18 protein-coding genes are annotated in these 24,054 nt (G+C 48.6%); 11 read left to right on the top strand and 7 right to left on the bottom strand.

What is annotated here, in order from left to right:
- Positions 1 to 13: 13 nt before the first annotated feature.
- Positions 14 to 448: a MarR family winged helix-turn-helix transcriptional regulator gene (locus tag EQU24_RS08790; protein ID WP_014147812.1), complete on the bottom strand. Its 435-nt coding sequence runs from the start codon at positions 446 to 448 to the stop codon at positions 14 to 16.
- A 796-nt stretch (positions 449 to 1,244) separates the two neighbouring features.
- On the opposite strand from EQU24_RS08790, the gene EQU24_RS08785 reads away from it, so the two are divergent.
- Genes EQU24_RS08785 through dxs form a run of 4 tightly spaced genes read left to right on the top strand, consistent with a single transcriptional unit; the run spans position 1,245 to position 7,830 of the window.
- Entirely contained in the window at positions 1,245 to 3,872 is a 2,628-nt protein-coding gene (locus tag EQU24_RS08785; RefSeq protein ID WP_017839843.1) for an MMPL family transporter, read from the top strand.
- A gap of 33 nt (positions 3,873 to 3,905) precedes the next feature.
- Positions 3,906 to 4,262 carry a copper resistance CopC family protein gene (locus tag EQU24_RS08780; protein WP_017839844.1) on the top strand — a complete coding sequence of 119 codons (357 nt, stop codon included), beginning with the start codon at positions 3,906 to 3,908 and terminating at the stop codon, positions 4,260 to 4,262.
- Between the two features lie 10 nt (positions 4,263 to 4,272).
- Positions 4,273 to 5,913 carry a copper resistance D family protein gene (locus EQU24_RS08775; RefSeq protein WP_017839845.1) on the top strand — a complete coding sequence of 547 codons (1,641 nt, stop codon included), beginning with the start codon at positions 4,273 to 4,275 and terminating at the stop codon, positions 5,911 to 5,913.
- 54 nt (positions 5,914 to 5,967) lie between these two features.
- Positions 5,968 to 7,830 carry a 1-deoxy-D-xylulose-5-phosphate synthase gene (dxs, locus tag EQU24_RS08770; protein WP_017839846.1) on the top strand — a complete coding sequence of 621 codons (1,863 nt, stop codon included), beginning with the start codon at positions 5,968 to 5,970 and terminating at the stop codon, positions 7,828 to 7,830.
- Between the two features lie 784 nt (positions 7,831 to 8,614).
- Here the strand turns inward: dxs and EQU24_RS08765 are convergent.
- Complete coding sequence (locus EQU24_RS08765; protein WP_017839847.1) at positions 8,615 to 9,040, bottom strand: UPF0158 family protein; 426 nt, start codon at positions 9,038 to 9,040, stop codon at positions 8,615 to 8,617.
- 122 nt (positions 9,041 to 9,162) lie between these two features.
- Positions 9,163 to 9,441 (bottom strand): hypothetical protein, encoded by a 279-nt coding sequence (locus EQU24_RS08760; protein WP_017839848.1) that lies wholly within the window; start codon positions 9,439 to 9,441, stop codon positions 9,163 to 9,165.
- 53 nt (positions 9,442 to 9,494) lie between these two features.
- On the opposite strand from EQU24_RS08760, the gene soxY reads away from it, so the two are divergent.
- The 5 genes from soxY (at position 9,495) to EQU24_RS08735 (ending at position 13,847) form a co-directional block, all read left to right on the top strand.
- Positions 9,495 to 9,944 carry a thiosulfate oxidation carrier protein SoxY gene (gene soxY / locus EQU24_RS08755; RefSeq protein ID WP_017839849.1) on the top strand — a complete coding sequence of 150 codons (450 nt, stop codon included), beginning with the start codon at positions 9,495 to 9,497 and terminating at the stop codon, positions 9,942 to 9,944.
- Position 9,945: 1 nt separating this feature from the next.
- On the top strand, positions 9,946 to 10,266 hold the full coding sequence (gene soxZ, locus EQU24_RS08750) for a thiosulfate oxidation carrier complex protein SoxZ (RefSeq protein ID WP_017839850.1): 321 nt from the start codon (positions 9,946 to 9,948) through the stop codon (positions 10,264 to 10,266).
- Positions 10,263 to 11,099: a sulfur oxidation c-type cytochrome SoxA gene (gene soxA / locus EQU24_RS08745; RefSeq protein ID WP_017839851.1), complete on the top strand. Its 837-nt coding sequence runs from the start codon at positions 10,263 to 10,265 to the stop codon at positions 11,097 to 11,099. The genes soxZ and soxA overlap by 4 nt, the downstream gene beginning before the upstream one ends.
- Entirely contained in the window at positions 11,096 to 12,355 is a 1,260-nt protein-coding gene (gene moeA, locus EQU24_RS08740; RefSeq protein WP_017839852.1) for a molybdopterin molybdotransferase MoeA, read from the top strand. The genes soxA and moeA overlap by 4 nt, the downstream gene beginning before the upstream one ends.
- Positions 12,356 to 12,518: 163 nt before the next feature.
- On the top strand, positions 12,519 to 13,847 hold the full coding sequence (locus tag EQU24_RS08735; protein WP_017839853.1) for a hypothetical protein: 1,329 nt from the start codon (positions 12,519 to 12,521) through the stop codon (positions 13,845 to 13,847).
- A 269-nt stretch (positions 13,848 to 14,116) separates the two neighbouring features.
- Here the strand turns inward: EQU24_RS08735 and hpnR are convergent, their stop codons facing one another.
- Positions 14,117 to 15,676: a hopanoid C-3 methylase HpnR gene (gene hpnR, locus EQU24_RS08730; RefSeq protein ID WP_017839854.1), complete on the bottom strand. Its 1,560-nt coding sequence runs from the start codon at positions 15,674 to 15,676 to the stop codon at positions 14,117 to 14,119.
- 409 nt (positions 15,677 to 16,085) lie between these two features.
- Here hpnR and EQU24_RS08725 point away from each other — a divergent pair, with 409 nt between their 5' ends.
- Positions 16,086 to 17,339: a YfiM family lipoprotein gene (locus tag EQU24_RS08725; RefSeq protein WP_017839855.1), complete on the top strand. Its 1,254-nt coding sequence runs from the start codon at positions 16,086 to 16,088 to the stop codon at positions 17,337 to 17,339.
- 245 nt (positions 17,340 to 17,584) lie between these two features.
- On the opposite strand, the gene erg is transcribed toward EQU24_RS08725, so the two are convergent.
- The 3 genes from erg to EQU24_RS08705 all read right to left on the bottom strand — a co-directional run bounded on the left by erg (position 17,585) and on the right by EQU24_RS08705 (position 22,119).
- Complete coding sequence (gene erg, locus EQU24_RS08720) at positions 17,585 to 18,868, bottom strand: delta(14)-sterol reductase (RefSeq protein WP_017839856.1); 1,284 nt, start codon at positions 18,866 to 18,868, stop codon at positions 17,585 to 17,587.
- 19 nt (positions 18,869 to 18,887) lie between these two features.
- The gene (locus tag EQU24_RS08715; RefSeq protein WP_083877653.1) at positions 18,888 to 19,526 is read right to left on the bottom strand and encodes an ERG2 family protein; all 639 of its coding nucleotides are present in this window, start codon (positions 19,524 to 19,526) and stop codon (positions 18,888 to 18,890) included.
- Positions 19,527 to 19,872: 346 nt separating this feature from the next.
- On the bottom strand, positions 19,873 to 22,119 hold the full coding sequence (locus tag EQU24_RS08705; RefSeq protein WP_017839858.1) for a fused MFS/spermidine synthase: 2,247 nt from the start codon (positions 22,117 to 22,119) through the stop codon (positions 19,873 to 19,875).
- A 584-nt stretch (positions 22,120 to 22,703) separates the two neighbouring features.
- Between EQU24_RS08705 and EQU24_RS08700 the strand changes: the two genes are divergently transcribed.
- A complete protein-coding gene (locus tag EQU24_RS08700) occupies positions 22,704 to 23,984 on the top strand; it encodes a hypothetical protein (protein WP_017839859.1) in 1,281 nt (426 codons plus the stop codon).
- Positions 23,985 to 24,054: the final 70 nt, after the last annotated feature.

Here is a 24,054-nt window from a genome sequence, read left to right as displayed (position 1 = left end):
ACCGAAGAGAATTTTAGGACATATCGGGTTCTTTGCCGCAAATAGCCCCTTTAACCCGGCACAATAGCCGAATGACCAATGCTTGCTCATCCGGAGTCAATGCGCCTAACACCTCGGCTTCAACCCGGTCGGCAATGTCCCACAATTTTTGCATGACCGGCAATGCATTTGCGGTCAACTCGAGCCGATAGACGCGCCGATCATCGCTGTCTTTGATGCGACGCACCAAATTCCGCGCTTCGAGTTGATCGAGCTGCTTGACCAGTGTGATCGGTTTGATATCGAGAATATCGGCCAAATCGACTTGTCGGCAGTTAGGGTTTTCGGACAAATGCACCAAGACCCGCCATTGCGAATGAGTAATACCGATAATTTCGGCATTTTTATTAAACCGCTGACGAATGACGTGACTGATTTCGTAGCTGAGAAAGCCGAAACGAAAATGCATATAGATTGGCTTTAATATAGTAAGCGAGGGGTATTATATTTGATTGGCTCAAACGCAACAAGTGCAAATTCGGTTAAAAACAATCCCGGCGGTGAAGCAGAACACTCAATATCCTTAAATGATCAAGCAATATCAATCGCTGAGGAGCACTAAAATCCTGACAACAACCATGCTTATAGATTATCAAAAAACATGCCGTCACATTTTTACCCATACTTGTATCATTTAGCCTAAATACAACAATATTTTGCATAATGCCAACAGCGTTACTATAATCAATGCCTAACTTTGGTTTCATGGGCCATTAAGTTAAGTCGTCATGTAACAAAAGATTGCCGAAATTCAGACCATAAAGGTGCACTTAATACAGCCATCCGTGGCAACTGGTTCCGGCAATCCATGACGGAATGACGGGTTTCCGATACTTCTGCGGGACGGGTTATTTAACCCGTCCCCAATGTTTCGGTTTACCCTAAACATTTCGGCTTACCTCGGCCAAAGTCTAAACGTTTAGGACGGGGTTGCAAACCCCGTCCCGCTAGATCAAATGCCTAACTTTGGTTTCATGCCGATAAGCGCGTCCTGTTACTCGAATGAATGACGCAAGGGGGCTTGACGGTCGAGTTCCAGATACCACATGAATAATGCCTTTTCCGCACCTTTATGGCTCCATTTTCGACACGAAGCAAGATACGGTATTGACTTAATAAAGCCGCCTGACACGAAAGCATTACAAAACACATTGTAAACCTGCACTCTTAAACCGACATTCAACAAACTATCCACCTTTAAAACCATGGCAAAACATACCGCAACGATACAAACCCGCTTGCTCGAATCCATAGCAAAACTTCCTTTGCGTTTTCCTTGGACTCTGTTGTCGTTGTTTGTTTTGTTATGCGCTCTGAGCCTGAATTACACGATCAAAAATCTCGGCATCAACAACAACACCGCCGAGTTATTGTCACAAGAACTGCCATTTCAAAAAGTCAGACTCAAACTAGAGCAAGCATTTCCGCTCGATGCCGCCGCGATTATTGCCATTGTCGAATCGGACACGCCCGAAGAAACTTCTCTCGCCGCCACATACCTAGAACAGGATTTGCAAACGAGGCAAAACCTATTCGAATCGGTTTATATTCCTGACGACAATCCGTTTTTCCGGCAACAAGGTTTTTTATTTTTGGAATTGGACGAACTCGAAGCCTTATCGGAAAAACTGGTCGATGCACAGCCGTTTATCGGCCATCTATCCAAGAATTATCATTTCGCGGGCTTTCTGGACATTCTTTCGCGGGCACTAACAGAAAGCGATCGCGATGTAACGATGCCGATCGACCCGTTATTGAACGCTTTCAATCAAACGATATCCGCAACCCAAGAAAACCGCCATCATTATTTATCTTGGCAAAAAATGCTGACCGAAGACAGCTTCGGAAAAGACCAAACCCGTCGTCTCGTCATTGCAAAACCGCATCTCGATTTCAGCGATTTGATGCCGGCAGAAAAACCGATGGACTACCTCAGAGCGCTTTCCGAACAAATGCAATCGCGATTTCCGGGCGTGCGCCTGAGCTTCACCGGCGAAGTGGCGTTAGAGCACGAAGAAATGGAAAGCGTGAACGAAAGCATGGTCATATCCGGAATTATTTCGTTAATATTAGTTTGCTCCGCGCTTTGGCTAGGGCTTCGCTCGGTAAGATTGGTTTTCTCGACCTTCATCGCATTGATCGCCGGACTCGTCCTAACCGCAGGTTTTGCTGCTGTCGCCATTGGCCACTTGAATCTGATTTCGGTCGCATTCGCGGTTTTGTATATTGGATTGGGCGTCGATTTCGCGACCCACCTATGCTTGCGTTATCAAGAGTGCCGTCTGCATGCCATGCCCACCGATGCAGCCATTTCGGATAGCATTCATACAGTAGGCCCGTCATTGTTTTTATGCGCCTTGACGACCGCGATCGGCTTTTTCGCATTCGTACCCACCGACTTCAAGGGCGTTTCGGAACTCGGTATCATTTCCGGCGCCGGCATGTTTATCGGCTTGGCGATTTCACTGCTTCTGCTGCCCGCCTTGTTGAAATTAATGCGTTTCAAACCGATAAGCGCGAAGCCGACCGCAACACTGCCCGATTGGCTCTATCGGTTTCCGTTCCGCCATTCCAGGTCTATCCGCAAGATCGCATTGTTATTGGCGGTCGCTAGCGGCTTTATTTTGACGCAATTGACTTTCGATTCGAACCCGATTCATTTACGCGATCCGAAAACGCCGTCGGTTGTGGCTTTTAAGAAACTGCTGCAAAGCAAAACCGACTCGCCATTCATCATTTCCGCACTCACCGACAGCCTAGAAGACGCCGACAACCTAGCCGCAAAATTCAGCACCTTATCGAGCGTTCATCAAGCAATCACACTGAGCAACCTAGTCCCCGAACAGCAAGACGAAAAACTCGACATCCTCGATACGCTCAATTTGATCATGCCCGCGCAACTCGATCGATTCGACCGCGCTTACGAAAAATCGGATATCAGAAGCGCTTTGATCCATTTCGACCAATCGCTGCAACAAGCCTTGTCGCAAAAAGCCACTCCGGTTTCGGCCGAATTGCTTGAACGACTTCGCCGCAACATTCAAGCTTTCATCGACCATGCCGACAAGGCCGAACGCCCCGATTCGGTCTATTCGCAACTGGAAACCAATGTGATGATTTTATTGCCGGAAACGATGCGTATGTTGCGGGATGGCCTGACCGCTACCGAATTCGCAATCGACGACATTCCCGAAACTGTCAAAAGCCATTGGATCAGCCCCGACGGCATCGTCCGACTACTGGTTTTACCCGAACAAGACCTTAACGACCCGAATCATCTAAAAGTATTCGTCAATCAAGTACTCGATACCTATCCGCAAGTATTCGGCTTGCCGATTGGCGACGTCACTTCCGGACAAGCCGTCGTCGACGCGTTCATCCAAGCCTTTTCGAGCGCACTGATATTCATTGTAGCGCTGCTACTGATTATCACGCGCAGCATAAAATCGACGTTATTGGTAATCGTGCCGCTACTGCTTGCCGCGCTACTCACCGGCGCATTCAACGTCCTACTGAACAATCCCTTTAATTTCGCAAACATCATCGTCTTGCCTTTGCTGTTGGGGATGGGCGTCGACAGCGCGATTCATATCGTGCATCGACTACAACACAAACACAGCAATCAAACCGACTTGCTGCAATCGAGCTCGGCGCGCGGCGTGTTTTTCAGCGCATTGACCACGCTGTGCAGCTTTACAAGCCTGGCGTTTACGTCGCACTTGGGAATCGCCAGCATGGGGTTATTGTTGTCGATCGGCATTACGATGACCTTAGCCAGTAGCTTGATTGTTCTACCGGCGTTAATTGACACAAACAAACAGAAACGATCCTAATCATTTTTTATTTCTAAAAACTTTTTAAAGCTAATGTTTAAACACTTTTTTCAACTCGTTTTCTTATTGTTTACCCTAAGCTTAGGCGATGCTTTCGCCCATGCCGTGGTCACCGAAACTTCTTTAAAAATAGATCCGGTTCAGACCGGCAAGAGCAGCAAAGTGTCTCTGATCTTTAACTCCAGAGTCGAACTGGCTTTATCACATTTCGACCTGGTCAAAAAAGGCGATATCCACGAAAGGCTAAAGGTTGATCGAGGTCAAAAACGGGGAGAAGTCATCGTCGAGCTTCCTGCACTGGATCCCGGAGAGCATGCGATTCGGCTCAAAGTATTCGCCGCCGACGGTCATTTGACCGAAGACATCATTCATTTCTTTGTTGTCGAATAAGGATTTTGCAATGGGTGGATTAGCTGATTTTTTGGACTCTCTGGTCGGCGGTGTCGACCGCGTCTTCTTTAGCGCGGTGATCGGCGGATTGGTATGGGGCTTGTTTATATTGAAACCCTGGAATACCAACGAGCGTTATTCCGACCCACAACTCAATTCGACCGTTTCACTGATCTATTACGGCGCGCTCGGTCTTGCCTTATCTCAAGCCCTATCGCTGATATTGAAGGTATGGTTGATAAGCGCCACCTTAGGCGTATGGCCCTTTCCGGCATTCGCCGAAACCATTCAGTTTAAAGCCGGCATGGCCCGTTTGCTGTTGGCTGGAGGCTTGGCATTCTATATCGGCCATAAACTAACCACTCAACCTGCCTCGAAAGACAGGTGGTTAATTGCCGGCGCAATCGCCACCTTGGTATTGATTGCCGGTGCCTGGCTAGCGCACGGCGCGGGCCGCTACGAGGCGCGTATTCAATTGATGACGCTAACCGTGATGCATCAAATCGGCGCCGCCATTTGGGTCGGGGGCATATTTCAGCTGCTTAACATCTGGCGATTAACTCGGCGCAAGGCCATAGCCATCGATATTTGGCCGGCGTTTCTAAAAAAATTCACCTCCCTCGGAATCGCCGCGCTTGCCATATTATTGCTGACCGGGCTGCCGATGACCTTCGAATACATCGATAGTTGGAACGGTTTTTTCGGCACAGGCTATGGCAATTTATTACTGGTCAAGTTATTCATGCTAGGCATTGCCTTGTTTTTAGCCTATTTGAATAACCGTGGGACCCGGGAATATTTTGCGCAACATCGGGAGAGCAATCTCTACCGAGAAATACCCTATTACATCCAGGCTGAAACCTTTATCTTGATCAGTATATTGTTTACCGCCGTCAGCCTGGCCACCCAACCGCCATCGGTTGATATTCCGGAAACCACCGCGACCTGGCAGGAAACTCTCGCCACTTTCAAACCGCGAATGCCAATGCTGACTTCGCCGTCTCATGAGGAACTGATGGCGGGCGAAGAGGGAAGAACCGCGATTGTCGGTCAAGTCCCGTCGCGCGCGATGGCCGATTGGTCCGATCATAATCACAATGTCGCCGGCGTCTTCGTCGCAACCATTGCGTTACTGTCGATCTATGCCAATCTACGTCCGCCACCGCCGCATCGCGGTCCCTTATGGCCGCTCGGCTTCGCGGTTCTCGGCATGTTCCTGTTCATTCGTAGCGATCCTGAAGTCTGGCCGCTCGGACCGGTCGGCTTTTGGGAAAGCACATTGAATAGCGGCGAGATTCTGCAACACCGTATCGCGACTTTCTTGGCCTTCATCATGGGCGTACTGGAATATAAAGCGCGGCATCCTAATAACGTGCATAAACAGCTAGTGTATATGTTTCCGATATTGGGAGCTTTTGGCGGATTGATGTTGCTGACGCATTCGCATGTCGGCTTTCAAGCCAAAACAGCCTTCTTGATTCAAGCCGGACACACCCTAATGGGAGTTTTTTCAATCATCGTCGCCAGTGCACGCTGGCTCGAAATACAACTGCACGATCCGAAACAAAAACAAATCGCAGGCCTAATCTCGGCGTTCGCGATGTTACAAGTCGGCATGATCTTGATGTTCTATCAAGAGCCGCTTTATTAAGCCTTTTGGCCCGCTTCGTTTGATGGTTAATGAAGCATCCATTGAGAAAATACTATGAACCTAGCTAACGAGTATCCATTACTGAGCCTGATCGATAAACCGGCGGATTTACGAAAACTGACCAAAGCCAATCTGATTCCGCTTGCCAAAGAACTTCGCGAGTTTCTGACCCACACGGTCAGTATTTCCGGCGGGCATTTTTCGGCAGGACTCGGTACCGTGGAGTTGACCGTGGCACTGCATTACGTATTCGATACGCCGCGCGATCAATTGGTTTGGGATGTCGGCCATCAGGCTTATCCGCATAAGATCCTGACCGGACGCAAGGAGCGCATGACGACGATTCGCACGCGCGACGGCATTTGCGCGTTTCCGAATCGTTCCGAGAGCGAATACGATGCCTTCGGCGTCGGCCATTCGAGCACGTCGATCAGCGCGGCCTTAGGCATGGCGATCGCATCCGGTTTGCGCGGCGAGGACAAGCATTGCGTCGCGATTATCGGCGATGGCAGCATCACCGGCGGCATGGCCTTCGAAGCGATGAATCATGCCGGTGCGATCGACGCGAATTTGTTGGTGATCTTGAACGATAACGATATGTCGATTTCGCCGAATGTCGGCGCGTTGAATAATTATCTGACTAAGATTCTGTCGAGTAAGATTTATTCTTCGGTACGCGAAGAAAGCAAGAAGGCTCTCAGCAGCATGCCGAGCGTCTGGGAGCTGGCGCGCAAGACCGAGGAGCACATGAAAGGCATGATCGTGCCGGGCACCTTGTTCGAGGAAATGGGTTTCAATTATATCGGTCCGATCGACGGCCACGATCTGGACATGCTGGTGTCGACGCTGGAGAATCTGAAACACATTTCCGGCCCGCGTTTCTTGCATATCGTCACCAAGAAAGGCAAGGGCTATGCGCCGGCCGAGAAAGACCCGCTCGCCTATCACGGCGTACCGGCCTTCGACCCGAGCCGCGATTGCCTGCCGAAATCGGCCCCTTCTCCGCACCCGACGTATACGCAGGTATTCGGAGAATGGCTCTGCGACATGGCCGAGCAGGACGAGCGCTTATTGGGCATTACCCCGGCGATGCGCGAAGGCTCGGGCCTGGTCGCGTTTTCCGAACGCTTTCCGAAGCGCTATTTCGATGTCGCTATCGCCGAGCAGCATGCCGTAACCTTAGCGGCGGGCCTGGCCTGCGAGGGCGGCAAACCGGTCGTCGCGATCTATTCAACCTTCTTACAACGCGGCTACGATCAATTGATACACGATGTGGTCTTGCAGGACCTGGACGTATTGTTTGCGCTCGACCGCGCAGGTTTAGTCGGCCCGGACGGCCCGACCCATGCCGGCAGTTTCGATTACACCTACATGCGCTGCCTGCCGAACATGCTGATCATGGCGCCTGCCGATGAAAACGAATGCCGGCAGATGCTCTATACCGGTTACATGCATAAGGGTCCAGCCTCGGTACGCTATCCGCGCGGCAAAGGCCCGGGCGTGCCGGTCGATTGCACCATGACCGCGCTACCGATCGGCAAGGCCGAATTGCGCCATCAAGGCGGTCGCATCGCGATTCTGGCGTTCGGCAGCCTGGTGGCTCCGTCGGTCGAGGCCGGCAAGCAACTCGGCGCGACCGTAGTCAACATGCGTTTCGTCAAGCCGATCGATGAAGCATTGATTCTGGAACTGGCCAAGAGTCACGAAGTCATCGTCACGGTCGAGGAAAACGTCGTCGCCGGCGGCGCCGGCAGCGCAGTCAACGAATTTCTGCAGGCGCAAAGAATCGTGATGCCGGTGCTCAACATCGGCCTGCCCGACGCCTTCATCGAACAAGGCACGCGCGAGGAATTGCTGAGTCTGTGCGGCTTGGACTCACAAGGGATTCTGCAAGGCATCGAGCAGTTTTGCGGATAATGCCGCAGTATCATGCCGGGGTTCGTGCCCATACGCATCAAGCTAAGGATGTCGCTAAAACTAACTTCCTGGCTTGCTCATGTTTCTTATAGGAACAAGTTCTCATTCGCCTAGGGCGATTAAAATCGCCCTTGTATTGAATTTAGGTCGCTTCGAGGACTTCGATATAAGCCGTGGGTGTCGAGCGTCAGTGACTTCGAAAGTCGCGACGAAGGCGTCGCTCCCACAGAGGGTGACTAATGCACTGTGGGAGCGATCCCCAGATCGCGATTTCGAGGCCGAGAATGTCAAGTTACAATAAATGGCTTCGAGGTCACATTGTCTAAGATTGCAAAAGGGTAATACATGACTTATGTATAGCGATGAGTACGGAAATTGGGAAAGCGTACGGGTTGACCGTTTTAGCTTGATGCGCATGGGTTAGTGCCTCACCCCAGCCTATACTCCACTGTTTTGACAGTGTAGGTCGGGATGAAGCAACGCGGAATCCCAGAATAGAAAGCTCACGTTTTGGGTGAATCCATATCCTATGATTCGCAGAATAGTCTATTGAATTGACTTCCTATTTTTCATGATCTTCATGGTGAAATGCTATTTCTAGGTTATACCCATCGCACTTCAAATTTCGGCATTGACGGATGGAGGCACCGAGGTGTTCGGCAAAGGCTTTGACAGCAGGGATGCTGTCACAGAGCCTACATGGACCTATTCACGGCGTCCTTTAACGGACACCCCGGCGCCGAAATTTGACCAGCAAAGGGTATAAAGAAAACGATACGCCCGATCACCCCATCAGTTTTATATCATTATCCTCGCACCACTCGCGAATAGCCGCTTCGGCAGACTCATTCTCGAATCGGTACCAATCGTCCAGGAGATTTTTGCTTTCCGCCCAATTCTTGAATCGCGAATAGGCTCCGCGCTTTCTGAACATATCCCGGACTTTTTCGCTTTCGGCTGGACAAAACTCAGCAACAAACGAACGAACCAATGAGTTGCCGAGATCAAGATCGTGCTTATGCGGCAAGCCGATATAGCGATCGGGGTCGTCCAGATCCTCGGGTAAATCCTCCGCATCATCAAAATCAAAATCACCTGGGCGGATATGAATTTTACCGGTTTCGCGCGACAAAAATGCTTCGCTATCCAGGCTGGGATCTGCGCTGATAAATTCAATCGCCTCGATGATTTCAACAATTTTGACAGTCATTGCTTGCTCCGTTTCAGTATTGTGGTCGCATATCAAATTTCGGTTTTCCGGGCGCTCACCCGACGCCCTGTCAGACACTCATCATTATCCATGACGAGCCGGGCGCCCCAACCTGCACAAACTCAAAGCGCGCCCTGCCGCGATTCTTCGACGAGCGACTTCAGTCCTTGTAAAGCATCTTCGTCGCTGACCGCCGCAGACATTCGATGGTGCAGTTTTTCGGCATAACGCGCCGATGCCAGACCCGATTTAACCAAGCCGTATTCATGAACGAAAGCGTCGATTTCATACCAGTCCGCGTCGCTCATGACCGACTTTTCATTGCTTACGGCCGTGCGCGCCCAGCCATCGATATCGCCGCCGTATTTTTTATATAATTCGACCATTTCCAGAGTAATCATATTTTGCCTTTATCGGATAGAATAGCCCTATTCGACTTTATTTTAACGAAATCATGTCCAATTCTCGAAGAACATTTTTGATACAATCGGTGATCGCCTGTAGCGGTGTAATCGCACCTCGGCTTGCGTTCGCGGATTGGGCCGAGGACCACTTCGCTCCCGGCAAGCTCGATCGAACGCTGGATCGATTGTACGCCGACGCGACCATCGTCGAATCGGATGCGATCGCGCTCAAATTGCCGCTAATCGCAGAAGACGGCGCTGTCGTACCCATCACGGTATCGAGCACGCTGGGCAATGTCGAAAGCATCGCGATTCTGGTCGAAAAGAACCCGGTGCCTCTGGCCGCTATTTTCAATATCGCGCCGGAAACCGAGCCGTTCGTCTCGGCTCATCTAAAAATGGCCGAAACCTGCGATGTGATCGCGGTCGTCAAATCGGGCGAAACGCTTTACAGCGCGCGCCAACAAGTCAAAGTTACGATCGGCGGATGCGGTGGCTAAGATGGCAAACACGAAAATTCGCATCAAGCGCAAAGACGACACGACCGAACTCAAAATCCTGATCGCACACCCGATGGAACACGGCCGCAACCGGGACCCCGAAACGCAGGAATTGATTCCAGCGCATTTCATCAAAACGTTGACCGTTCGCCATAACGACAAAACGGTAATCACCGCCCGGATGGCCGGCAGCATCTCAAAGAATCCATATTTCGCTTTTGTGTTGAACGACATCGAAATAGGCGACCTGATTCGAGTCGATTGGACCGATAACCGGGGACTCACCGGCAGCGCCGAGCAAATCTTGACCGATCCGTCATGACCAAAACCGTACTGTTTGCCGGCGCCCTGCTCATCTGCGGTTTTGCCGATTCGACACATGCAAGTCCTGAACAGGACCGAAGCGCCTTCGTCGAACATTATCGAAAGCTTTTTCCGACGTTGTCGCTTCAAGATTACGCCGACGGCGTTTACGCGATCGATCCGAATGCGCGCGAATCCTGGCGAGCGATCGAGGAGTTTCCGCCTTACGAATGGGCGATCGAAGAAGGCAAAACCCTATTCAACACCCCTTTCGGCAACGGCGCACATTATGCCGATTGCCTGCCGGAACGAGGAGTCGGAATCGCGCAGCTTTATCCGGTTTGGAACGGTGAAAGCGGCGAAGTCGTCACGCTTGCGAAAGCCCTGAACGACTGCCGGCAACGAAACGATGAAGCCCCTCTTCCTTATCAGAAAGGCGAAATCGCCTCACTGCTCGCCTATCTGGCCTACACCAGCCGAGGAAAAACCATCGCGATCGAAATCCCCGCTTCCGACCCGCGCGCATTGGCCGCTTATGAAGCCGGCAAGGACTATTATTACCGGCGGCAAGGTCAATTGAATTTCGCCTGCGCGACCTGTCATGTGCAAAACGCCGGCAAACTGCTGCGTTCCGAATTGTTGAGCCCGTCGTTGGGCCATACCAGCCATTGGCCGGTGTATCGTCTCAAATGGGGCGAAACCGGCACATTGCACCGGCGTTTTTCAGAATGCCTCAAACAAATTAGAGCAGAATCTCCCGGCGCGCAGAGCGAAGAATTTCGTAATCTCGAATACTTTTTAAGCACAATGAGCAACGGCATTCCGATTAACGGCCCGAGTATCCGCAAATGATTCACACCCAACCGAGTTGCACCGACATTTTCGAATCGGGGCTGATGCCTTGCGAAGAGGCGCTGTCCCGTATTTTAAACAATCTACCTGCAATCGAAGGCTACCAAAGGTTACCGATCGAAAAAGCGCGCGGTCGAGTCTTGCATGAAACCGTCGTATCGGCGTCGAATGTTCCGCCGCACACCAATTCGGCGGTCGACGGTTACGCGCTGCACAGTTCCGATCTTCCTGATCAAGGCATCGCTCGTCTAGCCGTTAAAGGCATTGCCTTGGCCGGAGAACCCTTTCGCGGCAGCATCGAAAAAGGAACTTGTCTGCGCATCATGACCGGCGCCGCGATGCCGGAAGCGCTCGATACCGTGATCATGCAAGAGCATGCCGAAATTAAGGACGGTTTCATCACAATAGACTCCCGGCATAAGGCCGGCCAAAACGTTCGCCGCGCCGGGGAGGACATCAAACAAGGCGAAACCGTATTGGCTTCCGGTAAACTGCTGACTCCGCCCGATATCGGCTTGCTTGCTTCCCTGGGCATTTGCGAAATCAACGTCAAACGCAAATTGACCGTCGCGATCGCATCGACCGGCAACGAAATCGTCGCGCCGCATCAAATTCCGACCGAAGCAGGCATTTTCGACAGTAACCGCTACAGCTTGTTCGCGGCATTGGACAGATCCGACATCGAGATCATCGATCTCGGCATCATCGAAGACGATGCCGAAGTGCTTTTGCAGCGCTTTAATGAGGCGGGCCGCCATGCCGACGTGATTATTTCGACCGGCGGCGTCTCGGTCGGCGAAGCCGATTTTACGAAGACGGCTTTGAAAAATTCCGGACAAGTCGATTTTTGGAAAGTCGCGATCAAACCGGGCCGGCCGCTTGCATTCGGGCGCATAGACAATGCCGCCTTCTTCGGGCTGCCGGGGAATCCGGTTGCCGTGCTGGTGACTTTTTATTTTTTTGTGCTGCCGGCTTTGGAAAAAATGCTCGGCATCGTCGACAAGCCGATAGCCCCGACCTTAACGGCAAGAACGACCGAAAATTTACGCAAAAAACCGGGCCGAACCGAAATCCAACGCGGTATTGTCAGCCGCGACGAAAACGGCGACTGGATCGTCAAGACGACCGGCAAACAAGGCTCGGGCATTTTGATGTCGATGAGCAAAGCCAATGCGTTTATTATTTTGAATCATCAAGATACATCAAAATCCGCCGGCGATTGGGTTACCGTAATGCCCTTTTGCGGCATGTTTTAACCCCTCTCAATAAATTATTAGATATTTAATGTCAATTCTGTTAGATTTGCATTTGACTTTCATCTGAACGCATGCTATGTCACAGGATCTCATGACAACTCAGCTTTTCTGTTGTCACGGCAAATGGACACAACCAAAAATTATTACAATAAAGGGGGTAGCTATGATTACCGACGAAATCATGATCACCATGGCCGCTACACTGTCGACCACATTGGTTATTATGCTTCTGGCTATAAGAAACACCGTACATAAAAAACGACTCAGAAGAAGCCTTGATTGGCTCGAAACCGCCAAACATTCGAAATACGATACCGCTCATTTTCAAGCACTAAAAAACGATATCGACCCTACTTACATCTATAGCGGCAATTCAAGTACATCAACTTTTAAGTTATCGCTGAAAATTTCCTTCGGCATTGCCGTGTTATTGGGATTTTCTTGGTGGACTTTTCAGTTATTCACGAAAGGCGTATTAATCTGGGCTGCGGTTTCAGGTTTATTTGCCGTCATCGGCTTGATATTGCCTTTTCTGATATGGCGAGAGGTTAAACAACGGGAAGAAATCAAAAGCCGGGCAGGACGGACACTCAAGCAAATTGAAAAAAACCTCAAGCAATCTCACTCTGAAATATCGGAACAAAGCCGAAAACCCGCCGCATCCACGGTATCAATAATTGAAAGTGCTCCGGTTACAGACACTACAATACGGGTTGAACAAAAGATTCCGATTCCCGAAGATTCGGTCTTGAGACGTCATGTGTTGACGCAACTACGCACCGAAGTCGAAGAGTCGTTATTTCCGCGCCCGGCCGATTGCGTATTGCTGCGACACTATGAACAATTGGGCGAATCCGAAGTGAAAAATCGCTTACTTAATCCGGAAGCCTTACAACATTTCAAATTTATCGATGGCATCGAAATACCCGACGCTGCCGCGTCTACTTCGATTATCGACGTAAAGGAAAAATCAAGTCCAATCGAACTCGCAATCGTCGGCACGCCAAGCAAATCCGACTCTAAGCACGAAGTCCCCGAGGATAGCGTATTGAGAAGAGACTGGTTGACACAACTACGTAGCGAAATCGAAGCGTCGCTGTTTCCGCGTCCGACCGATTGCGTATTGCTGCGACACTATGAACAATTGGTCGAATCCGAATTGGAAAACCGCCTAGTCAACCCGGAAGATTTATCTCTGTTTAAATTCATCGAAGGCCGGGAATCGGCGCTTGATTCTTCCGCGCCCTCGAAACCCAAACGCATTGATACGCTAATTAATAAGCCTGCTTCCAAAGCAAAAAACGAACCTGAACAAATCACAATCCCTGAGGATTCCGTTTTACAACGTCATTTTATAAGCCAATTACGAAGCGAAATCGAAACCGAAGTCTATCCGCGTCCGACAGAGGCAACTCTGCAACGCCATTACGATCAACTCATCGAAGCGGAATTAGCTTCGCATTTGAAATGGAACACAAATTGGATCCGGTAGCTCCATTATTATTCCTTTCAAAACATTAGGCCGGTAGAGACAGTCGACTCGTCTCTACCGGTATATACCATCGCAGATCAAAATGCGGCACCAGGGTGCCCGTCAAAGGACGCCGTAAATACGTCCATGGCTCTATGCCAGCTCCATGCTGGCAAAGCCTTTGCCGAACACCCCGGCGCCTCCTTGAGTGCAGTCGAAATTTGATGTGCGCAAGGTATATCTGTCAAACCGATAAAGCAAACAATTTCCATATTATGAAACGAGTCTCGTTAAGACTCGCTCAAGGCGCCCCGGCTTTCATCGACGAATTTTTCGGTATCGTCATCCAACTGCCGACTCGTCCGCCCTAACGGCTCGTGAACATACAGCGACTTAGATAACGCCTTGGCGCTGGAAAATTTAGCGTCTTTAACCGGCGGCTTCATTTGATATTTAACCGGCATTTGATGGTCGGCCAATTGCAATGCCGGATTGAATACTTTATCGAATTTAAACAGATTCTTCGCAAAGTTCGTTTGACCGCGCATTAAATTGCCGACCAAAACCTTCGTCACATCGCGCATAGCCGCCCACCCCATGTGCTTAGTAAACATCACACGCTGAGTTTCGACCAATTCCGCGTAAAACTCCTCTATCGGTAAACGCGTCGGCAACACCGCATGTTGAATATCGAACAATCGATAATCGCGGGTCGTCAAATTACGCGACTCGGTCAGCCAACTTTCGGTTCCCGGATAAGGCGTATTGACGCTGATATTAACGATTTCAGGAACTTCTTTACACCATTCCCTGACCACACGGAAACGCTCGTGGTCCCAGTCGGTATCGGCAATGATGTTGATCGCGACATTGATACCCAGAGTCCGCGCAAACTCTAAAGCCTCGAAATTACGACTCAAATCAATACGTTTACGATATTTTTCGAGCCCGTCCTGATCGATCGACTCGATACCCAAGAACATGTAGCTCATCCCAAGCTCCTTCCAGAACTTGAAGACGTCTTTGTTACGCAGCAAAACATCACCGCGCGTTTCCAGATAATATTCTTTCTTAATGCCTTTCCGAGCCAAGGCCTCGCCGATTTCGAAGCCCATTTTTTCTTGAATAAATGCGACATCGTCGACAATGAAAATACCGGGCTCGCGAATTTTTTCCATTTCTTCGACAACTTTATCGGGACTCATCACGCGATAACTTCGTCCATAGAATGTCCAAGCACTGCAGAACGAACAGTCCCACGGGCAACCTCGGGAAAATTCGATCGACGCACAAGGATCGAGCGTACCGAGAAAATATTTATTACGATGTCGGACTAAGTCGCGAGCCGGCGCAAGATTGTCAAGATCAGGGATAAACGTCGGCTGTCCGCCCTCGCCTTTCATCGTCACCACACCGGGCACGTCATGAACGTTTTCTCTATCTTCTTTAATAGCTTGTAATAACAAAGGAAGACCCGACTCGCCCTCCCCTTTGAGAATAGCATCAAGACTGCCTTCGCCGTGTTCCAATAATTCTTCGGCGGTAAACGACGCACTATGCCCGCCGATAAAGACAAAACTCTTCGGCAAACGAGCTTTCACGGCTTTGACGAGATCGATGACCTCGGGAACATTGGCCAAATAATTCAACGAGAAACCAACGATATCGGGTTGCCAATCGTCCATTAACCGAAATAAATCTTGATGAGACTCTACTTGCAAGTCGATCAACCGTGTATCGTAACCTTGCCGCCGGGCCGTTTCGGCAACTTGTTCCAACCCAAGCGGTTCAAGGCGTAAAAACACCTTGGTATACATCAGCGGGCTAGGATGAACAGCAAGAAATTTCATGTTTTCGACTCCTTATCAGACCATTGTATTCGTAATAATTTGTACAAAACTTCCAAAAATAGTATCGACTCACTATAAAAAAACTTACTATAACGGTCAAATTTATTTAGGATTTCGTGAGAAATAACTTTTTTGGAGCCATGAGTTTTGTAGCGCATCAAGCTAAAAACGACCAACCCGCATCACGCTCTTTCCCAAGCTCCAGCTCTCATCGCTATATACCTTTCGCACTTCAAATTTAGGGATGGGCCTTTGACGGACGCCCCTGCGCCGATTTTTGATAAACGAAGGGTATAATAATTTGCCCCGCGCCTAACTTCTTGACACTTAATAATGGCGTTGACAGCCCCGACGCCGAAATACGGCTAGCAAAGGGTATCTTTTAAATTGGCGAATTCAAAACTTTTTAATGAAATTAATTATAAAACTATTGTTCTCATCGCTTTTGGTTTTTCTGGTCCTGACTATCACCTTACTGGTGCTAGTCGTGGAAGACAAACCCAAGCTAAGAGCAAGACCTGATATCACCCCCGAGCAAATAGCTAGAGGAAAACAAATTTTTGTAGAAAACGACCCGCGACGCCTAGCAACCGGCACGATAGCAAGAGCCAGCATTGAACAGAGAGACCTGGACCTAGCCGTCAATTATTTCGTCAATCAATATTTCGGCGGCGTTGCCGGTTTAACAATCAAACAAGATCGAGCCATCATTGAAAGCACTCTAAAACTACCTTCAAACCCACTGGGCAATTATTTAAACTTAACAATCGAACTCAAGCAAACACATAGTCTTCCTGAAATCGACCATCTATCGTTGGGCAAATTAAGAATACCCGGACTTATAGCAAATAATTTAAGCAAAAGTATCTACAGCCTTATGCTGCCGGATGCCGATTGGAAGGCGCTTCAAGCCATGATCAGAAAGGTCAGATTCATCAACAAACGAATGATCGTGACTTATAAATGGCATGAAAATTTACCGACCAAACTCAGCGGCGCTCTTTTACCCGAACAAGAACAGCATCGAATTGAAGTTTATCAGCAACGTTTGGTAATGCTAACACGCCCCTCCAAAAAGCACTTGAGTTTAACCGAGCTCACGCAACCCTTATTTCAATTGGCAAACGAACGCAGTCGCCGAAGCGACCCGATTGGTGAAAACCGTGCCGTCATTCTGGTGCTAACGTTATACGCCAACCGTTTAACGCTTAATAAAATCATTCCTTCACTAAAAAGCCAATATCGTCCGATTTGGCGAACCGTGACTCTCAATCAACGCAACGATTTAAGCAAACATTATTTAGTATCGGCTACGCTTGCAGCCTATGCCGGCACGCCATTGGCCGACGCCATAGGATTATATAAAGAACTGGAAGATTCGAGAGGCGGCAGCGGCTTTTCATTCATCGATATGACCGCCAATCGGGCCGGCACGCTCATGGGCGAGCTCGCCGTGCAAAATCAATCGCAAGCCAGAAAAATTCAAGATTTTATGAGCACGGCCCAAGAGCGCGACATCATCCCGAAAACAGCCGACTTACCCGAATATCTTGCAGAACAGGAATTTAATCGACTCTACGGCGGTTTAGAAGGCCCCGCCTATCAGAAAATGATGCAAAAAATAGAGCATCGAATCGCCCAATTACCGATTAACAAACAATAAACAGAGCTCCGATTTCTATTCGCCGTCCCAATAGCATTAAATTAAGCCGTTCGTGGTGAGTCTGTCGAACCATGGATGGCTTAATTTATCGACTCGGACGCCTCCATTCCCCTTCGACAAGACTCTCCTGAGCGCAGCCGAAGGGCCCAAGACGAACGGAAAAGTCCTTTTTACTTAATGGCATTGCGTTCTCCGTCACCCGCGCACCGAATTTTGATCTACGATGGGTATGTATCGCGAAATCCTTAGTAAATTTTTGGCACGATACGCCAAGGCACCTTTTTCCGGTATTGCAACCAATCTTCGCCGTACTTCGCCAAGCACATCGCATCATCGCGCTTTTCTCTATGCAGAAGCAAAATGGTGAAATATACGATATGGAAATAAGGTATGGGGCTACCGAAAGCAGCGGGCAAACACCACGAGAGTGCAATCATTAAATCGCCGAAGTAATTCATGTGACGAGCAATGCCCCACCAACCGGAAGTCAGTAATAATGAACCTTGCTTGGTTTTGATATATTTTGCCGGCTTCCCCCACACGATCCGGTTTGGATCGCGCCGAAAATGATGCTTTTGGATATTGGCGCCCCGAAAAATTGTATAACCGGCCAAATTCAAAGCCACAATAGCAATAATGCCCCATACGGGCAGGTCATGGGTATGATGGACCAAATACTGAGCCTGTAAGGTATAGGTAAAAGGCAGCCACACCAAGTCGCCCCAACAAAGCATCCAGCCAAACTTCTCATGCTTGATATCCCAAGTCGTCAGGACGGCTTCTTCATGAATAAAGTAATCGATCAAATAAAAACTTTGAAACCCCACCACCAGTAACATCGGGACAGTCACCGTGCCGTGCAATTCATACTGTTTGGCCGCCATCGAAAGATTCATCAGTAACCAAAAAATCATGCCGGGGCGGGCTTCGCAAAACAGCTTGAGATCAAGAGATCCAATCCGTGGGTTAAGCGCCGTTCCCATGAAATAATCATAAAAAGGACGTCCGGTCGGCCGCTCCCATTGCTTCCCGTTTAAGCCCCAAAAATAGAGAAAACCCGCAAAAACAAAGGTAAAAATATTCACTACAGTAAGCAATGGGCCGAGTTGGTCATACAAAATGGTAGCGTCCAACCACCCCATCGTTACCAAACCGAACACCACGGCCAGGGTAAAAAGGAAAGAAAATATTCCATTCATCCGATAATCGAGCCGACTGCCGTCAGGCAATTTCATGCCTTGAACGGTCGGACCAGGCGCCCAAACCTGCAACGCGGCCTGACCTAAAAACCAAGCCGCGTAAAGGCCTGCGGCTTGCCAGGTCGGCGGCGAAACATGAGACCAAAACCGCCGCCAAGCCTCCGCGTCGCTAGTGAAGATCAGCTCGCCTTGGTAATAAGTGACGCAAATCCACAAATAATAGACCAGTGGCGGCAACGCTATCATGAGCACAAGCCAGGAAAAGCCGAAACCGTATTTCTGACGAACCGCATCCGCGGCCGCATTGTCTCTCGATTCTTGTTCACTCATTATCCGCTCCTTTTCAGCATTAGAACTTCTGATTGACTATCAGCTCCCGTAGCGCCATTTTGCCGTATAACCAAACTGTCTCGGCCAAGGTCGTCCCATCGACGGCACTGAATACCACATCGCCTAAAATAAGCGGAAAAGCGGATGGTATGAATCCTCGACCATATTCCAACATCCAAGCCGATTCAGGGATTTTAAACCCATTGACGCTACCACGTTCCAGAACGGTATGATCGCCCGGCCCTGCCACTTCGCGTACTCCACAACGGTCTTTCCGATAAGTCCAAACCTCACCGGCCATAAAAAAATCATGAATCTCCATACGGTAGCGACCGGAAAAGCCTTCCGTACCCACCGGCGTTCCGAAGATGATCAGATATTCAGTGAAAGATGCATGGAGTATCGTCATCACACCGGTCGCGCCCGCCGTCAAGCTGAATAGCCATCGGCGATTTGGATTGGAATCGACGTGATTGGGATAGGCCCGGGAGGTTTCTTCCACTATCACGCTCACCATTTCGTCGTGGGGCTTTCCGATTCCTTGCAGAGCAATCTCATGAAGACGATCGATATCGAATATATAACTCACTGACTTCCTCCTTTGTCGAGCACGGCGGATGTTAAGGAATATACACGAACTATACCCTTTGCTAGTCAAATTTCGGCGTCGGGGTGCCCGTCAAAGGACGCCGTGAATACGTCCATGTAGGCTCTATGCCAGCTCCATGCTGGCAAAGCCTTTGTCGGACACCCAGGCGCCTCCTCAGGCACTGCCGAAATTTGAAGTGCGAAAGGTATATAACGGGAATAACTTTCCGAAACAGTAACGTTGATGGGGCCTGGTAATCACCACGGCAAATGAAAGTACGAGTCGATAAGTTAAGCCGTCCATGGTTCGACAGACTCACCACGAACGACTTAACTTAATGGCAGCGAACGCTAGGTGTAGGACCGAGAACCCTAAGCGCCCGCACTGCCGGAATTTGAAGTGCGAAAGGTATAGCTTATTTCCAAACACTCATAATGCTAGTGAAATCGTCCGTCCATGAACGAGCATCGGCATAATGAGGCACTCTTTGCCAATTATTCTGCAAGTCGGCATTGACCAAAGGCGTGAGGTCCGCCTCATTTCTAGCCAAAATAGCCCAATCCGATCGATAGACAAAAGGAATGTTTTGCTCAGGCCTGAATTCTTGCAACAACAGCGTCAATCCCAATTTTTCCGCATGATCCGCCAACACCTTCTTCAGCTCCAGATAACGATTGGAAATGTGAAAAACCAACAAACCGTGATTTTCCAACCTGGAAAAATACAACTCCAAAGCTTCCTTGGTAAGCAAATGGGTCGGTATCGAATCCGAAGTAAACGCGTCGATAACCAATAAATCAAAAGGATTCGGTTGATTTTCCAATGTGATTCTGGCGTCCCCGACTTGAATATCGTAACCGCTGATACAATCCGTTAAATAAGTAAAATACTCGGGGTTCGTTGCGATCTGCACAACGGCCGGATCGAGTTCGAAAAATGTCCAGTGTTGAGATGCTTTGGCGTAACCGGCCATCTCTCCGGCTCCAAGACCGACAACGCCGATCCGCCAAGCGTTATTTCGGTTGTTGTAATTACCAAAAATGGAGCCTAAAGGCCCTTGCGGACTGTAATATCCGTTCGGCGTACATTGTCGATTGACATCGTTCAGTAACTGCAAGCCATGCCGAGTTGTACCGCTATAAATTTCATGCAATGTGTGCGTAGTATTGTCGACATTGAGATCCGAAATTTTCTTGACCGACAATACGCCATAAAAATTTCGGCTTTGATGCAAGAGCTGGTCTCCGCCTTGATGCTTTTCCGGCGCTGCGCAGGACAATACCAACAGCCCAACCAGGGGAAAATACAACGAATTTTTTTTAAATAGAAAGTAAGCGGCGCCCATTAGAGCAATGATCGCAAAACTGATGAGAAATGCATCGTCCAGTTGTTTGACGCTGATCGATAAAATAACCGCGAAGGTAATCAAATAAGCGCTAAAGATAATTTTCGCCAAATGTTCCTTAACATACTGACCAAAGCCATTGATTGGGTTCAAAAGCAATGCGCAAACGATCATAAGCGGGTATTCGTAAATCGAGCTGAATATAAATGGCGCGACAAAGCTATTAAAAATACCGCCGAGCATGCCGCCGAAGGACATGACTAAATAATACTGAGTCAGATAGTCTGTCGAGGGGCGTTTCTTGGCTAACTCGCCATGACAGACCATGATGCATAAAAAGAAAATGAATAAATGAATAAATAATTCGATTGAAAAAGAAGCCAGTTTTTGATTCGAAAAATAGTAAATCAAAAATGGTGCAACCAGCCAGGGCTGTATCAATAATATTTTTCTATGAATCGCCGCACCGTAGCCGGAAAAGACCAGAATGAATGAGAATAAATACAAGGCTAAAGGAATAACCCATAACAGCGGCACCGTGGCGATATCGATGCTGATGAAATTAGTCGTGCCCAATAATAAACTGGAAGGCACAAACGCCAATAATAACCATTGAATTTGTAATTTCAGCTCGGGCTTTTCGACTAGATTAACCTGCGATGCCTTATTGACTGCAGGCTGAAAATGCTGCTGTTTTAGAATTAGCATACACAATGAAATCAAGCCTATCAGTACAAGAAAACCCGCACTCCAATATTGCTGTTGCTGACTAATACCGATGGCGGGCTCCAGTAAAAAAGGATAGCTCAATAACGCAATCAAACTACCGGCATTACTGGCGATCGAAAGATAGTAAGGATCGTTACTGGTTTGATGGCCGATTTTTGAGAACCACTTTTGCAATAGGGGCGAGTTAGTGGACAACACGAAAAACGGCAAGCCTATCGACACGAATAAAGTCGACAACAACCAAATACTGGGATTTTCCGAACTGGGCGGCCGGCTACCCTCAGGGATACTTACCGGAAGGAAATAAAGGCTGATAAGCAGTATCGAAAGATGGATGGCAAGATGTTTTCGATAACCAAAGCGAGTGGAAAGAAAATGGGCATAGAGATAACCCAGAAAGAGGATGCTCTGATAAAACACCATACAGGTATTCCATACGGATGCAGAGCCGCCTAATAAAGGCAAAAGCGCTTTCCCAAACATCGGTTGTAAAACAAACATTAAAGAAGCACTGCTGAATAACGTCAACGCGAACAAGAATATAGGAAAATTATCGCGTCTGATTTCACTATGATGTGTAATGTCCATACGCCCCCCTAAATAACTAAATTTACGATGAAAAATTAAGTTTTGACCGGATTAACCTCTAATTTGGCAATAATGATCGACAAGCTTATGGGCGTGTCGGACGAGTATATCTTGACTGCGTTAGTGGGATATTATGATCGATTTCACATTTTTTCAAGCCCTTGATTAAAAAAACTTACCTTCCCGCACAAAAACAAAATAACTCATTGTTTTTATTGTCTCTAGCTAAGCCGAAACCGAAGCGCTCTTATCCGCTCCATGGCAATAACCTTAAGACTCTTACGGATAGGGCTTGCATAAAAAAAGCTAAAGCGTTATTTATTTAAGCCTAAAAAGAGCAGTTGGCATGTGTAGTAGACCGTTCCGTGCTGAGCCAAGTCGAAGTATGAAGGGTCTACTACACTTTCACAGGCTTGGCGAAGCCTCAAACTACCCTTCACCCTTCGACAGAGCCCTACCGAGCGTAGCCGAAGGGCTCAGGGCGAACGCTAGTTTAAGGCTCTCAACTGCTCTTTCTAGACTAAAACTCAACCGGCAACACCTCTTTTCTATAACAAACCTAACAAATTAAGAGGTAGTAGACTATGAAAACAACACTAATCCTGACAGTTACACTGATTCTCGGTGTCATTGCGTACTTGGCTTACCGTCCCGGTACTCATGATGCCTCATCGGACTATACCGTTTTCCAGCATGTCGAGGCATGCAAAGCTGAACTTGGAATCACCCGAAAATTGCCGGTACTCTCATGCTTGGATGGAACACAAGTGCCAATTTATGTCGATAAACAAGAAATTCAAGAAGACAACTGGGAAAAACTACTCTCAAACTCGAAAAGATGCGACAACCCTCACTGGCTCGGCGGCGATATGGGCTGCTGGACCTACTCGCATTTACAAATTAAGCAACTCGACGACGACAACATCATGGTGCTCAACTGCCGGCAAAAAGGGAATCAATTCGAAAAAGATTGGTTTCGAAAATCCAAAGCCAATCTCGGCATGAACCAGCAGCAAAGAAAAGAACGCTTTGAGAAAGCGTCTAGCGCCGAGAAAACCGAACTCTATTATCTTTACAATACTTTTAACGATATCGGCATTATCCTTCGGAATACAAAAACAGGAAAAAGTTGTTATCTCACTCAATATGGCGAAGCAGTGGTCGGTTTTTTACCGCCCCTCGATGCCCCCCTGCCTAGCAAGGACGATTATTTAGATCAATACAATAAGGAGCAAACAAGACCACCGAAAGACTTTCCGCAGGATCTTTGGTACCGTGATGCCAACCAGGCTTTTAAATCTCCGGCGTTTACCGCGGAAGCCGGTTGCGTTGCCTGCCATAATGCGCACGGTGTCAAATACAGTCCGTACATTAATTCAAAACACGGCCTACCGGATATTTATACGATGGCGCCTTTACCCTTTTTAGCGGTTGGCAAGCCTTTTCAAAATTTCTTCAATAATCATAATATTCTCCAGATTACAACCGACCCTATCGATGGCAAACAGCAACTCTGTACTCAGTGCCATAAAATGACGACCTCGGGAACCTGTGGCTACAGTTTTGAATTTGCCACGGGACATCCCGATAAAACACTGAGTACTTGGCTCACCTCAGGGCCGAATGAAAGAAACTGGATGCCGCCGATTACCGTGGCCCCGGACGTGATAAAAAAACATGTCGCCGTAATGAAATGCTGTTGCGACAACCCTCAGTCCCAAGGATGCAAAACCCGCAAATTCGGTCCGACACTTGCCGACCTTCCTAAAGGTTTCCATGAAGGCAAAGGTTGGGTTAGCGGCCAAGAGCCTGGCCTTTGCAAAGACATTATGGAGTCCTACCAATGGAATGCCGACAAGTTTTGATTCCATTCCAAGATATACCTTTCGTACTTCAAAATTCGGCAGGTGACTAAGGAGGCACCGGGATGCTCGA

The organism is Methylotuvimicrobium buryatense (genome assembly GCF_005931095.1).
Lineage (GTDB): Bacteria > Pseudomonadota > Gammaproteobacteria > Methylococcales > Methylomonadaceae > Methylotuvimicrobium > Methylotuvimicrobium buryatense.
Note: the sequence above shows the minus strand (reverse complement) of the source record. Positions and strands in the feature narration are given on the sequence as shown.

What these genes read in the sequence shown, in the direction of transcription:
- EQU24_RS08735 (WP_017839853.1), top strand. Translation starts at nt 12,519, where the DNA reads ATGATTACCGACGAAATCATGATCACCATGGCCGCTACACTGTCGACC.
- soxZ (WP_017839850.1), top strand. Translation starts at nt 9,946, where the DNA reads ATGGCAAACACGAAAATTCGCATCAAGCGCAAAGACGACACGACCGAA.
- EQU24_RS08775 (WP_017839845.1), top strand. Translation starts at nt 4,273, where the DNA reads ATGGGTGGATTAGCTGATTTTTTGGACTCTCTGGTCGGCGGTGTCGAC.
- EQU24_RS08705 (WP_017839858.1), bottom strand. Translation starts at nt 22,119, where the DNA reads ATGGACATTACACATCATAGTGAAATCAGACGCGATAATTTTCCTATA.
- EQU24_RS08785 (WP_017839843.1), top strand. Translation starts at nt 1,245, where the DNA reads ATGGCAAAACATACCGCAACGATACAAACCCGCTTGCTCGAATCCATA.
- soxY (WP_017839849.1), top strand. Translation starts at nt 9,495, where the DNA reads ATGTCCAATTCTCGAAGAACATTTTTGATACAATCGGTGATCGCCTGT.
- moeA (WP_017839852.1), top strand. Translation starts at nt 11,096, where the DNA reads ATGATTCACACCCAACCGAGTTGCACCGACATTTTCGAATCGGGGCTG.
- EQU24_RS08780 (WP_017839844.1), top strand. Translation starts at nt 3,906, where the DNA reads ATGTTTAAACACTTTTTTCAACTCGTTTTCTTATTGTTTACCCTAAGC.
- EQU24_RS08760 (WP_017839848.1), bottom strand. Translation starts at nt 9,441, where the DNA reads ATGATTACTCTGGAAATGGTCGAATTATATAAAAAATACGGCGGCGAT.
- EQU24_RS08700 (WP_017839859.1), top strand. Translation starts at nt 22,704, where the DNA reads ATGAAAACAACACTAATCCTGACAGTTACACTGATTCTCGGTGTCATT.
- EQU24_RS08725 (WP_017839855.1), top strand. Translation starts at nt 16,086, where the DNA reads ATGAAATTAATTATAAAACTATTGTTCTCATCGCTTTTGGTTTTTCTG.
- EQU24_RS08765 (WP_017839847.1), bottom strand. Translation starts at nt 9,040, where the DNA reads ATGACTGTCAAAATTGTTGAAATCATCGAGGCGATTGAATTTATCAGC.
- EQU24_RS08790 (WP_014147812.1), bottom strand. Translation starts at nt 448, where the DNA reads ATGCATTTTCGTTTCGGCTTTCTCAGCTACGAAATCAGTCACGTCATT.
- erg (WP_017839856.1), bottom strand. Translation starts at nt 18,868, where the DNA reads ATGAGTGAACAAGAATCGAGAGACAATGCGGCCGCGGATGCGGTTCGT.
- dxs (WP_017839846.1), top strand. Translation starts at nt 5,968, where the DNA reads ATGAACCTAGCTAACGAGTATCCATTACTGAGCCTGATCGATAAACCG.
- soxA (WP_017839851.1), top strand. Translation starts at nt 10,263, where the DNA reads ATGACCAAAACCGTACTGTTTGCCGGCGCCCTGCTCATCTGCGGTTTT.
- hpnR (WP_017839854.1), bottom strand. Translation starts at nt 15,676, where the DNA reads ATGAAATTTCTTGCTGTTCATCCTAGCCCGCTGATGTATACCAAGGTG.